Source organism: Streptomyces sp. NPDC086023 (genome assembly GCF_044540325.1).
In the GTDB taxonomy this organism is placed as follows: Bacteria; Actinomycetota; Actinomycetes; order Streptomycetales; family Streptomycetaceae; genus Streptomyces.
In genome coordinates, this window is record NZ_JBITRX010000011.1 from 1 (window position 1) to 12,076 (window position 12,076).

At 69.1% G+C, this 12,076-nt stretch carries 7 protein-coding genes and 6 pseudogenes; 6 read left to right on the forward strand and 7 right to left on the reverse strand.

What is annotated here, in order from left to right:
* A pseudogene (locus ACIF6F_RS21860) lies at nt 1-82 on the forward strand (IS5/IS1182 family transposase); the annotation flags it as partial.
* Here the strand turns inward: ACIF6F_RS21860 and ACIF6F_RS21865 are convergent.
* Nucleotides 74-967, reverse strand: coding sequence for a hypothetical protein (locus tag ACIF6F_RS21865; RefSeq protein ID WP_399949015.1), 894 nt, complete (start codon nt 965-967; stop codon nt 74-76). The pseudogene ACIF6F_RS21860 and the gene ACIF6F_RS21865 overlap by 9 nt on opposite strands.
* 455 nt (nt 968-1,422) lie before the next feature.
* On the opposite strand from ACIF6F_RS21865, the gene ACIF6F_RS21870 reads away from it, so the two are divergent.
* Together ACIF6F_RS21870 and ACIF6F_RS21875 are read left to right on the forward strand one after the other, a co-directional pair.
* Nucleotides 1,423-1,554 carry a hypothetical protein gene (locus ACIF6F_RS21870; RefSeq protein ID WP_399949016.1) on the forward strand — a complete coding sequence of 44 codons (132 nt, stop codon included), beginning with the start codon at nt 1,423-1,425 and terminating at the stop codon, nt 1,552-1,554.
* A 210-nt stretch (nt 1,555-1,764) separates the two neighbouring features.
* Nucleotides 1,765-2,928, forward strand: coding sequence for a hypothetical protein (locus tag ACIF6F_RS21875; protein ID WP_399949018.1), 1,164 nt, complete (start codon nt 1,765-1,767; stop codon nt 2,926-2,928).
* A 63-nt stretch (nt 2,929-2,991) separates the two neighbouring features.
* On the opposite strand, the pseudogene ACIF6F_RS21880 reads toward ACIF6F_RS21875, so the two are convergent.
* Nucleotides 2,992-3,324 (reverse strand): annotated as a pseudogene (locus ACIF6F_RS21880) (transposase); the annotation flags it as partial.
* A 1,195-nt stretch (nt 3,325-4,519) separates the two neighbouring features.
* Between ACIF6F_RS21880 and ACIF6F_RS21885 the strand changes: the two are divergent.
* Nucleotides 4,520-5,383 carry a hypothetical protein gene (locus tag ACIF6F_RS21885; RefSeq protein WP_399949020.1) on the forward strand — a complete coding sequence of 288 codons (864 nt, stop codon included), beginning with the start codon at nt 4,520-4,522 and terminating at the stop codon, nt 5,381-5,383.
* A 760-nt stretch (nt 5,384-6,143) separates the two neighbouring features.
* Here ACIF6F_RS21885 and ACIF6F_RS21890 read toward each other — a convergent pair.
* The 4 genes and pseudogenes from ACIF6F_RS21890 to ACIF6F_RS21905 all read right to left on the reverse strand — a co-directional run bounded on the left by ACIF6F_RS21890 (nt 6,144) and on the right by ACIF6F_RS21905 (nt 9,656).
* Nucleotides 6,144-6,722, reverse strand: a complete 579-nt coding sequence (locus ACIF6F_RS21890) for an IS630 family transposase (protein WP_399949022.1) — start codon at nt 6,720-6,722, stop codon at nt 6,144-6,146.
* 1 nt (nt 6,723) lies between these two features.
* A pseudogene (locus ACIF6F_RS21895) lies at nt 6,724-7,491 on the reverse strand (IS701 family transposase); the annotation flags it as partial.
* Between the two features lies 1 nt (nt 7,492).
* A pseudogene (locus ACIF6F_RS21900) lies at nt 7,493-8,233 on the reverse strand (transposase family protein).
* 130 nt (nt 8,234-8,363) lie between these two features.
* The gene (locus ACIF6F_RS21905; protein WP_399949024.1) at nt 8,364-9,656 is read right to left on the reverse strand and encodes an IS256 family transposase; all 1,293 of its coding nucleotides are present in this window, start codon (nt 9,654-9,656) and stop codon (nt 8,364-8,366) included.
* A gap of 253 nt (nt 9,657-9,909) precedes the next feature.
* Here ACIF6F_RS21905 and ACIF6F_RS21910 point away from each other — a divergent pair.
* Nucleotides 9,910-10,035: pseudogene (locus ACIF6F_RS21910) on the forward strand (IS6 family transposase); the annotation flags it as partial.
* Between the two features lie 37 nt (nt 10,036-10,072).
* Here the strand turns inward: ACIF6F_RS21910 and ACIF6F_RS21915 are convergent.
* Nucleotides 10,073-10,771, reverse strand: a pseudogene (locus tag ACIF6F_RS21915) (IS701 family transposase); the annotation flags it as partial.
* Between the two features lie 183 nt (nt 10,772-10,954).
* Here ACIF6F_RS21915 and ACIF6F_RS21920 point away from each other — a divergent pair.
* Nucleotides 10,955-11,698 (forward strand): enoyl-CoA hydratase/isomerase family protein, encoded by a 744-nt coding sequence (locus ACIF6F_RS21920; RefSeq protein WP_399949026.1) that lies wholly within the window; start codon nt 10,955-10,957, stop codon nt 11,696-11,698.
* Nucleotides 11,699-12,076: the final 378 nt, after the last annotated feature.

The following is a 12,076-nucleotide window of genomic DNA, read 5'->3' on the forward strand; positions in this document are numbered from 1 at the left end:
CCTACGGAAGCTCCGCTGCAGCACCAACCGGATCACCGACATCGTGAAGGCCGTCCTCGTCCTCCACGACGCCTCAGCATGAGGTTGGAAAAGGCTCAATGGCTTCGTAGACACCGAGATCACGGACAAGCTGAAGATTGCTTGCCCAGGCTCCCCTTGGGCTTGCCCGGCGGGCGTCGCGGTCAGCCGCGGCGGCGGAGCCGCGGCCCGGCCTGGCCGGCTCACGGTCGTCCTCGGGGGGCGGCGGCACGGCGGCCTGGAGGCGGGCGGCCTGTTCGCGGCCGACGTCGTCGGCGTGGCAGGTGCCGCACACGGTCAGGTCCCCGGCCGTCCAGGCGCCGCCGCGCGCGGTGATCTCCTCCCAGCGCTCGTCGGTGAACTTCTGCCCGCACCGCTTGCACACCGGCCGCTGCGCCTCCCGTTCGGCGGCACGACGCTGTGCCGCCCGCTCGTCAGCGCGGGTGGCCTGGGCGCGGTAGAGGGCGTCGCCGTCGGGATTGTCGAGCGCGGCCGTCAGCGTCTCCTCACTGGTCCGTCCCAGCCGCTGCCACACCGCTCCGCCAGCGCCGTGCTCCTGGAGCTGCTCCAGGGTGGTGACCACGACGGGCACCGCCTGGCCGTAGTCGACCGCGGTGATCCCCCGGTGGTAGGACTCGTACCGGCGCGGTGCCCAGTAGCGGCGGCCGGCCTCTTCCAGCACGGCGACCGTGTTGTCGACCTTCGCCTCCGTGGTGTCCGCGAACACGAACGCCACCGGGACCAGGCCCTCCCGGCCGGTCGGCGGGTAGACCCAGCGCCACAGCCGGCTCTCATGGTCGTCCGTCTCGATCGCGTCCGGCCGGGAGCGGACCAGGTCCACGGTGCGCTTGTCCGCGCCCGACGGCAGCAGCCGGCCCCACTCCCAGTACCGGCGCAGCTTCTGCACCAGCTCGTGGGCGTCCTCGGTACGGCGGTCGACCTCCACCAAGAGCACGGCACCCTGGCGCCCGGCGCCCGCACCACCAGGTCCGCCCGCTGCACGAAGCTGTTGCCCAGCCGGTGCCCGATCTCCGTCTGGAAGCCGAGCCGGTGACCGATCCCGGCGCGGTGGAGTTCGGCGGCCACCCCGGTGACCGCCGCGGCGTGGTCGTCGTATCCGGTGCTCAGCGGTTCCCCAGTGTCCGGGGCGCACTTCTCCTCGTGCAGCACCGAGACCCGTATCCCCTTCGGCTCCAGCAGCCTCTTCGCCTCGCCGTGTCCGCGCGTACCACCGGCTGCACGGCACCCTGGCCGCCCCGCGGGGTGCGGCGATCCTCGACGTGCAGGTCGGGCAGTGGCTGACGAACGTGCGCCGGCCCGGCGGGCTCGGGAAGGACCCGGTGCGCCCCGAGCGGCGGGCGGCGGCGCTGGCCGCAATCGACGAGGACTGGAACCCCGCGGCGCGTGGGTACGCCTACCACACCCAGCTCCTTCACGGAGGGCGCCCGCCTGAAGGCCATCACCCTCGGCATGACCCGGCACGGCGAGGACATCGGCCGGTGGCTGGCCACCCAACGAGGTACTGGAACCGGCTGAACGCCGAGCGGGGGCCAGGCCGGCCCCTTGTGGGACCGAGCCGTTCGATTGACAGACCCAGCTGAGGCGCTCTTCGCACCAGTGAGCCGGACGATCGAACCTGTGCAGGCGGCGAGCGAGGCTGTGGCCGCGGAGCGGAGTGGGTCCGGTATACCCCTGACCGGGAGTGCGTTCCGTGTTCCCGTCAACGTGCTCGATTAGGAGTTTGCCGTGGGGTCTCAGCTGTCTTCTCGTCGGACCGCAATGTTCGTGATTCCGGTATGCGCCGGTCTCCTTCTGGGCGGCCTGGCCGCTACGCCCGCGCACGCCGCCACCATCAACGTCGCTTGTAACACGACCGCACTCACCAACGCAGTCAACCAGGCGAACGCCAATCCCGATTCCACGACCCTCAGACTGGCCCGCGGCTGCGTCTACACCTACACCGCCGGCGACCCCTCGGCCTCGGCCACTGCTCTCCCTCACGTCACCACCCGCGTCGTCTTCGACGGACGCGACTCGACGATCACCCGGGCCGAAGACGCCCCCCTCTTCCGACTTCTGGCGATCGAGGCTAGCGGCGAGGTAGAGCTGAAGGACCTCACGCTGAGCAACGGTGACATCGTGAACAACGGTGGTGGGGCCATCGCCAACGGTGGAACGCTCACCATCAGCAACAGCCGCATCGTCGGCAACACCGTTCGTTCGCAGAACGGCGGGGCCATCGCCAACAGCGGCTCTCTGCGCATCACGGCGAGCCTTCTGCGCGACAACTCCGTGGTCATCGGGCCCAACCCGGGCGGAGGGGGTGGCGGAGCAATCACCAACGGCGTCAGCGGCGTCGTGCGCGTCGATGCCAGCGTGCTGACCGGCAACACCGCATTCCGAGATGGCGGAGCCATCGCCAACAGCGGGACGTTCACCATCACCGGCGGCCTGCTGACAGGTAACGAGGGGCGCGCCGGTGGGGCCATCGCCAACGGTGGAGACTTCACGCTCACGGGGGCCGTGCTCACCCACAACACGGCCACGCTAACCAATGGCGGAGCCATTACGAACGGCGGAACCCTGACCACCCGCCTGCTCGCCGTCACACACAACACCGCCGCCATCGACGGCGGTGGCATCGTCAACAGCGGCACGCTCAATGCCCGCTCGACCCGGGTAGAGAGCAACACCGCTGCCACCGGAACCGGCGGTGGCATCGTCAACCGCGGCGGTACCGCCGAAGCAACCCTCACCGACTCCCGCGTCACCCGGAACGCCGCCACCCAGGCCCCCGCCGGCATCCACAACGACGGCGGCCTCGTGACCCTCAACAACACCTCCGTCACCAACAACACCCCCGGCAACTGCGCCGGCTCCCTGCCCGCCATCGCCGGCTGCACCGGCTGAGGGTCTGTCAATCGGACGGCTCTGACAAGATTTTCGTAGCCGTTGATCGTCCGTCGGGATGGATCAGTTGAGCAGGATGCGGTGGCGGAGGAGGCGGAAGCCGGCCCGGCCGTACATCTGGCACTTGATCAGTTTCGTCTTGGTGTTGACGCCTTCGGCGCCGCCGTTGTGGAACGGAAGGGTGAGTCCGTTGACGACGGCGTCGAGGCCGTGTTCAAGGCCGCGGGTGAAGGCATGCAGGTGGGGGAGGTCGTCCTCGCGGACACGGGAGATCCACTCGTGGAGGCGACGGCCATGGTCCGCGGCGGGTTTGAGGAGGTCCGCGAAGGTGCGGATATGCCCGGTCAGGGCGGTCATCTCGGGGCAGGACCCGGTCAGGGCCGTGAGGAGCTCCTGGCCGGCCTCCAGGCCCAGCACGACGAGACCACAGCCCGGGCCGTGGGACTCCGCGACCAGATCGAGCACTTGACGAAGCGCGACTCGCGGACCTGGCCACTACCGCCAAGGTCATCGCCGAACTCGCACCGGCTGGAGGTGAGCCCGATCCGCCCGCGACGAACACCGTCTACCAGGCGATCGTGAACGTCTTCAACCAGCACCCCGATCAGGTATTCCGAGCCCGTGAGTTGCACGAACTCATCGACATGCCCACCGACGAGGCATCCGTCAACATCACCCGCAGCCGTCTCGGACGCCTCACCCGTCAAGGCTTCCTCACCCAACCCGGACGAGGCTGCTACCAGAAACGGGGACTTAACGTCCACTCAACAGGCTGCGCAGCAAGGCTTGGCAGGGCGGCAGGTGGTGGTGCGGGTGCTGCGGTGTGTGCCCCAACCGTACTTGTCACCCTCTCGCGAGAGGGAGGCTACCGCGAGACTGTCGTGCTTCGGTACATCGCCCTGCGCGGCCCCGCCCGCGACTTTCCCGGTCGGCGACCCGGTAAGCGCCTCGTCCGAATGGGCCTCCTCGTACGCCGCGATGGCACGCAGCAGCGTGTCGCACTCGTCGTCGCTGAGGGGGTGCCGTCGCCGTAGCAGGCGGCCGACGCCGCCAGGCGCGGTCGTAACGACCTCCGTGTAGGCGGCGGGCGAGAGCGGGCTGTGATGTCCGATGCAGATCATCACGCTGCCCGGCACTGACAACGGCGTCTGCGGGCCGCGCCGGTGTGTGGACGAACCCGGTCCGCCCGGCGGGGCTGGCAAGTGTCCGGGCTCGAGTCGTGACCTGCGGAAGCGCCATTTCGGCATGTGGCGCGATTCCGGCCGGCCGCCGCGAGCGGGTACCGGCGCCCGGTCACGGATGGTAACTGGCTCATCCGGCCGACCCCGGAGGACTGACATGACCGATCTCCACTCCCTGCGGACGAGCAACCTCATGGCCCACGGCCTGGCCGGCATGACCTTCACTGTGCAGCCGCTGACCCGCAAGGGCTGACCGGGCGAAGCCCAGCGAGCGGTTGGCCGGGCTGCCCAAAAGGACGCCCTCGGGGGTGTCCCTCCGTGCGCAGCGGGACAGGGCACCACCGTGGAACTCTCGGCCGTGCCGGTCCTGGGACCGGATTATCGATCAGAATTCCGAGAACGGGGCAGCTGTGCAGCCGAACGAGTACTACTTCACGGGAGAGCCCGGGCGACCGGACTATCTCGTCCGTCTTTCCTACGACGGTCGCGAATACCTCCTGACGGACTTCTACGGACGTGGGGTCGGGACGGCCGCGGCGATCGCGAACAACAACCACAAGCACCTCAAGACCATCATCACCGAACCCGGAGTGGGTGGCCTCGGCGCGCTCCTCCTCTACGCCTTCGCGTCGAGCAGCGATGCGACCGACGTCATTTCCACCGGCACGGTCGCCCTCGACGCCCGGGGGTTCTACGCGCACCTGGGCTTCAGGATCCCTCCGCAGCGGATGCGGGCGGCCGAGCAGCGCTACGACTCGATCTACCAGGAGATGAAGGTCGCGGGTGACGACCTCACCCCGCTCGGCCCGCGGGAAGAGTTCGTCGAAAGGATGCTACGGACCGAGAACTGGTACGTCCGGAAGGACGAGCTGCGTGAGAAGGCCCGGGCAAGTGCCGCCAAGAAGTGGAGACAGCTGGATTTCATCGCCTCGCAGGACGCCGTTCTCGGGGGGATCAACCAGGCCTACACGACGTCCAAGGACCACTACTCGGCGATCCTCGGCCGTATGCAGTTCTCGCAGCTCCCGGTCGCCCGGCTTCACGAGGACCCCGAGCTGGGAGTCGACGGTGCTCGGCAGTTGCTCGCTGGTCTCAAGGATTCCGCAGACGAGTTCGCCGCCCAGAAGGCCGATCTGGACCTGTACCTCGCATTCATATCGGACCTGCCAGGAGTTGCACCGGTGCGCATGTTGCTGGATTCACAGGCCGCGGAAATCGCCGGCTACGCCGAGTTCGCGGCCAACGCGAGCACCCTGATCACGGCGTACGGCTGAGCGCGTCCCCGTCGGGCGTCGGAGCGGCAGCGTGATGCCACGCCTGGGAAGGAGTCCGGTCAGGTGGCCAGGGAGGGGCCGTCCCCGTCGGCCGCGCCCCCTCCCCGTTATGTTCTCGGCAGTCCTGCAAGAAAGCCGCTGGCCTCCGGGCCCGGCATGCCTGTGTCCCGCTGTCGAAGGCATGACCTGGGGGGTGTCACCGGGTCCGAAGGGTGCCGTCGGAGACGCTGATGAGAGGTCCGACTGAGCTTGGCTCTGTCGGGGATCTTGGAGCTCCCCGGTGCGGCAGCTTGATCAACAGGCATGCTCGGGTTGTTCCAGTGGCCCGTGCAGTCGTCGAGGTGCTCGTTGTCCCTTCGCCCCCGTTCCGGTGGGCAAGTGCCCTCTCTGACTGCGCAGATCGCTCGGGCGAGCAACCCCGGTGGCACCACGGCGATGTGGGTGAGAGACCGGCTGGACGGGCTGTGGCGTGATGAGGACTTCGCCGACTGGTACCCGCGTGACGGTCGACCGGGTCTCTCACCCGCTCAGCTGGCCACCGTCTGTGTGCTGCACTTCCTGCTCGGCCTGTCGGACCCGGCAGGCAGCCGAGGCCGTCCGTGGGTGAGGGTCTCTTCCTTGTGCGAAAACCCGTCAACCCCAGCTGACCAGCTGTCACCGCCTCCCGAACACCGAGACCCTCGGCATCGACATGGAGATCACCGCCCGCAAACCCGGGACCGGGGTGTTGCACCGACTCTTGACCTCACCGTCGCTTCTTTCAGGATCTCGATCGTCTGCTGCTGTTCGCCGCCTCCCTGCGCAGCCTCTTGAGCTCCCTCGGCTGGTGTGAGGTAGCCGAGGGCGGAGTGCCGTCGGCGCGGTCGCTGTTGGTCTCGAGCCAGGCCTTGACGGCCTTGGAGCGGTGGACGGGGTGGCGGTCGGCGATCACGTGGACCTTTCGGCCGGTCTGGCGGGCGAGGCGATCGAGGAATGCGGTGAACACTTTCGCGGTGAACTTGGTGGTGAACACGGTGAAGTACAGGGTGCCGCGGGAGGCGATCGCGGACATGATGTTCACCCTGAACCGCCGGCCGGAGACCTTGACGATCGGGGTCTGTCCCTTCGGGGCCCATGAGGTCCCGGGCGGGGCGGTGCCCGAACGCAGCCCGCACTGGTCCGCCCAGGCCACCACCGCGTTCTCCTCCTTCGCCCGGGCGGCGACCTGCGGGTACTCCTCCTCGAGCCAGGCATCGACCTTCGCCTGGTCCTGCCGGTTCGAGCGCCGGTCCGGGCGTTGCGCGGAGAACCCGTGCCGACGCAGCCACTGCGGTGGGGAACCCGCACAGGTAGAAGGCAAGTTCCCCTGTGATGCGGTTGCGGCGGATGAGCAGGTGGCGGTGTTCGTCGGTGCCCATGTGGATCCATGCCCAGTCGTAGTAGCGCGGGTCCTTCGCGCCGGGGCCCGCGCTGTGCCGCTGCCAGGCGGTGGCGGGCAGGCGGCCGGCGACGGTGTCCACGCGGACGGGGGTGCGGCCTTGGTTGATCCGCACCCGCGTCGAGCAGGCGACGGCCATGGCGTAGCCGATACTGCGGTCTTCGAGGCGGGCACGTAGCTGCGGGTCCTGGCCGTAGGCTGCGCCGCCGGTCACCCACGGTGCCTCCACCCCGGCGTCCAGCCCAGCGGCGATCATTTCCCAGGCCAGGCGGGGCTTGGTCGCGAACTCGATCTCGTCGGGTATCCCGGCCGCCTCGCGGCGCTCGGCGTCACCGCACCAGGACTGCTCGGGCAGGTAGAGCCGGCGGTCGATCAGGGCCCGTCCCCGGCTGGTGGCGTAGGCGAGGAACACGCCGACCTGGGAGTTCTCGATGCGTCCTGCGGTGCCGGTGTATTGCCGTTGCACGCCCGCTGAGGCGCGGCCCTTCTTCACGAAGCCGGTCTCGTCCACGATCAACACCGCGTCGTCGGTGCCGAGGTGGTCGGCAGCGTAGGCGCGCAGGTCGTCACGGACGGCGTCGGCGTCCGAGCGGCCGTAGCGCAGCCAGGCGCTGCAACGGCCCCGGCCGGGCCAGGCCGGCCTGCTGCCAGCAGTTCTTGCGCTCGACGTTCGACAGCAGCCCGAGCAGATCTCAGCTGATCAGATGCAGGGTGAGAACGGCCTGGAGGAGGCTGGTGATCCGGGTGGTCGAGCAGCGTAGTCCGCCAGGACTTGAGGGTAGCGACGGCCCGTTCCACAAGGGTCCGGATCTTCGCATGGGACCGGTTCACCGCCTGCTGGCCTGCGGAGAGGGGTTCCCAGCGCCCCCAGCAAGGGGTGCGGACCGTGCCGTCGGCACCTCGGTAGCCCTTGTCGGCCCAGCACCGGATGTCGGCTTCGGCAAGAGCGTCCACGATGCCGTGCTCGCGGGCCGCGCGGACGTCGTGAACGGCTCCGGGCAGGGCAGGTGAGACCCACACCAGTCGGCCGAAGGGGTCGGCGAGAACCTGCACGTTCATCCCGTGCCTCTTGTGCTTGCCGGAGTAGAACGGCCGGTCCGCGGCGATGCGGTCAATCGGCAGGAGGGTGCCGTCCAGGAGCAGGTACGCCTTCGTCGATGCGGCGCGGACAGCGTCGGCCAGGGTAGGTGCGAGGGCGGCCAGAGGTCGACGGCCTCGGTGACGTAGCGGTATGCGGTCGTGGTACCGACGCCGAATCCGGCCGCGAGCTGGGCATAGGTGTGTCCCACCCGCAGGTGGGCGAGCGTGAGGAGAGCCTGGCGGCCGGCGCTCAGACGCCGCCAGCGGGAGCCGATCACGCGGCGGTGCCGGCGTAGCTCCTGGGCGAGGAAGCGAAGGGTAGACACGTCGATGCCCGACGGGTAAACAAGCACGTGAAGCCTCTGGTGGAGACAGATTTCTTGGCCGAAAGCCCATCTACCAGGGGCTTCACCCGTCTGTCAGCCCCACTGGACAACACGGAGCGCAGGTTGGAAAGCGCTCAGTTCCTGGCCGCGTTTACGGTCACGTCCGCTGGAGTGGTGTATCGAGGGCCACTCGGTGATCTCGGTTTTGAGGGTATGCGGTGAGTTCGGTCGGGATGGTGGGTTCGTGGGTTTCTGACTCGATCGGGTGGAGGCGGGCCTTGGCGAGGAGTTCGCGGCCCATGTAGCGGCGGGCTTCGGTCCATTCGTCGTTCTGCTCGGCCAGGACCGCGCCGACCAGGCGGATCACGGCGGTGCGGTCGGGGAAGATCCCGACCACGTCGGTGCGGCGGCGGATCTCCTTGTTCAGTCGTTCCTGGGGGTTGTTCGACCAGATCTGCTTCCAGATCTCGCGCGGGAAGGCGGCGAAGGCCAGCAGATGATGCTGAGCGGCGTCCAAGTGGGCTGCCGCCTTGGGGAACTTGGCGTCCAGGGCATCGAGGACGTGGCGCATCTGGGCGGTCACCGCGTCGGTGTCGGGCTGTTCGAACACGGTCCGCAGCAGGGTGGCGACCCAGGGCTGGGCCGATTTGGGGACCTGGCTGAGCAAATTGCGGGCGTAATGGGTGCGGCATCGCTGCCAGGATGCGCCGGGCAGGGTGGCGCCGATGGCGTCGACGAGCCCGGCGTGGGCGTCGGAGACGACGAGCTGGACGCCCGCCAGGCCGCGGGCGATGAGCGAGCGGAGGAACGCGAGCCAGCCGGCGCCGTCCTCGGCAGTGGCGACGTCCAGGCCGAGGATCTCACGGTGGCCGTCGGCGTTGACGCCGACCGCGATCAGCGCGTGGACGTTGATGATCCGGCCGCCTTCGCGGACCTTCTGCGTGAGCGCGTCGACCCAGACGAACGAGTACGGGCCGGGGTCCAGGGGCCGGTTACGGAAGGCTGCGACCTGCTCGTCCAGGTGCTTGGCCATGGCGCTGACCTGTGACTTCGACAGCTGGGTGACGCCGAGGGACTCGGCGAGCTTCTCGACCCGGCGGGTGGAGACGCCCAGGAGGTAGGCGGTGGCGACCACCGAGATCAGGGCCTGCTCGGCCCGGCGGCGGCGCTCCAGGAGCCAGTGCGGGAAGTAGCTGCCCTGCCGCAGCTTGGGCACGGCCAGTTCGACGGTTCCGGCGCGGGTGTCCCACTCGCGGGGGCGATATCCGTTGCGGTGGTTGACCCGCTCGTCGCTGACCTGCCCGTATTCGGCGTTGCACAGGGCGTCGGCCTCCGCGGACATGAGCGCATCGGCGAACGTCTTGATCATCGCGCGCAGCAGATCGGGACTCGCCGCGGCGAGGTTGTTCTCCGCGAGGGCGTGCAGGGGCACACTGTCAGGTGCGGTCATCGTGCTGATCTCCTTCGTGACTCGACATCTCGAAGATCAGCCGGTGGCCGTTCGTCTATGCAGGCCTCATCCCGATGCCGGAGCAAGCCCCCGGATCAGGTCGAACCCGTACACCACTCCCCAGGACGCAACCCCGTCAAGCCCCTACGACACCACCAGTTCAACCTCACTAGCACCCCAGACAGGTGCTGTCACGTTGTCGGTGGCGGGGTGGGATGATCTTCGGAATGTCCGTCCGGGGAGGGGCCCGAGCATGTCGTCGAGCGCGCCGTCGTACAAGAATCACCGTTACCCGGTCGAGATCATTTCCCACTGTGTGTGGTTGTACTTCCGTTTCCCGCTCTCCTTCCGTGAGGTGGAGGAGATGATGGGTATCGGGGCCTGGGCCGGGGCCCGAGCCCCGAGTAGGCGGGTCGATGCGGCTGGGCGTCTTCTGCGTGAGCGGTCATCTCGCCTCGGGCCTGCAGGACGTAGGCCAGCCCTCGTTCTTCCAGGCCATGGCGGAAGTCGGCGTTGGCGCCGTAGCCGGCATCCGCGACCAGTGCGGCGGGCCGCAGACCGATGCCGCCCACCTCGTCGAGCATCTCCAGCGCGAGCTCCCACTGGGGGCGGTGATGTTCGCTTTCGGGTATCCGGCATGCCCGTCTGCGGGCCTCCGCGTCAAGACCGTCCCAGGTCGCGGGCAGGAACAGGCGCCAGGACAGCGGGCACGAGGCGGCGTGGACGCTGACGCCGATCTGGCAGTTGCCGACCTTGCCCAGGGTGCCCGAGTACTGCCGGGCCACCCCGGGTGAGGCCTTCCCGTCCTTGGGGAAACCGGTGTCGTCCACCACCCACACCTGCGGGCGCACCACTTGCACGGCCCGCCACGCCAGCCGGGCCCTGACGTCCTCGACCGGCCAGGGCGAGGACGCCATGAACTGCTGCAACCGCTGATGATCCACCCCGAGACGTTCGGCCATCGGCTGCATCGACTTCCTGCGGCCGTCCAGCAGCAGGCCCCGCAGATACAACTGGCCCTTCTCCAGCCAGTCCCGCCGCGCCAACGGCGCGAACACCTCGGAAGCGAACTCCTCCAACCGACCCCGAACCGCGGCAAGCTCCCCAGCCCTCATACAGCCAGCGAACTACCAGACACCCGCCGAGACAAATCCGGCTAACAAAGCACTACTAGCACCTTGCGGGAGCCGATCGGCGGATACGGCGCCGCGATGTCGAGCGCAAGATCAACAAGGCCTCGGCGTCGCCGCGTGGCGTCGAGACCTTCCGATCATCACCGCACACCGAGGAGAATCTCCATGGGCAACTGGACAGCCGAGACCCGGGCGCGGATCGCCGTCCTGACGTTCCACCGGACGCCCGACAACCAGATGGACCTGGCGTCCCTCGACGAACTGGCCGGCCACCTGGAGGACATCGCCAGGCGCACTGACGAGGTCAGCGTCGTCCTCCTCAAAAGCAGCGTCGACGGCATCTTCATCAAGCACGCCGACCTGGACATCCTGCGTCGCGCCGCTGCCGGGACCCTCACCCCTACCGACGCCGGGACCTGGCCGCGTACGCTCGCCCTGTTGGAGTCCCTCCCCCAGCCCGTGGTCGCCGCGATCGACGGCCAAGCCTGGGGCGGCGGCCTGGAGACCGCTCTCGCCGCCACCCTCCGCGTCGCCTCGGTGCGCTCCCACTTCAGCCAGCCGGAGATCCGCAACGGCCTCATCCCCGGCGGCGGCGGAACCCAGCGCCTGCCCCGCCTCATCGGGTCGGGCCCCGCCGCCGACCTGATCCTGACCGGCCGTACGATCGGCTCCGAGGAGGCCCTACGGCTGGGAATCCTCAACGACGTGCTGCCCACCGAGGACTTCGACCGGCACGCCGAGGAGTGGGCCGCGCTGGTGGCCCGCAACCCGGCGCCCGCGCTCTTCGCCGCCAAGCGGGCCCTGCTCGACGGCCGCCCACTGCCCCTCACCGACGGCCTGGCCCTCGAAGCCGACCTCTTCCGCCAGGTCATCCCGTTCAGCGTGTTCGCCCCGACGACGGCTGCCTGACCGCTTTGGCCGGGAACGCCGGCGCTGGGCCGTCCCTTCCGGATACGCCGGTCAGGTGCGTCGCTCGGATGCGTTTCGGACGTCGAGCGGGCCTTGGCCGCTTCCGGCAGTTCCGTGGCTCCGCACCAACTCCCGCCCGGCCGCCGAGGTCCGGGATCGGCTGGGCGGGCGGGGCGGTGGCCTTTGGGTCGGCTGTCGACCCATCGGATGAGTGCGGGCCGTCCGACCTGGTGCGGGTGGGTTTGAGGATCGGCCCCGGGCGGCTCCCGGTGAGGGTGGTGAGTTGGCGACGCCGCGCCCTCATCTCGCCTCCGCCTCAAGAGCCGCTACCGGCATGCGCCGGGCGCCTTCCCGGACGATCTCGTCGATCAGGGGGCT

Bases quoted from the DNA above. Each gene is read 5' to 3' on its own strand.
- ACIF6F_RS21905 (WP_399949024.1), bottom strand. From the start codon at position 9,656: ATGACCGCACCTGACAGTGTGCCCCTGCACGCCCTCGCGGAGAACAAC.
- ACIF6F_RS21920 (WP_399949026.1), top strand. From the start codon at position 10,955: ATGGGCAACTGGACAGCCGAGACCCGGGCGCGGATCGCCGTCCTGACG.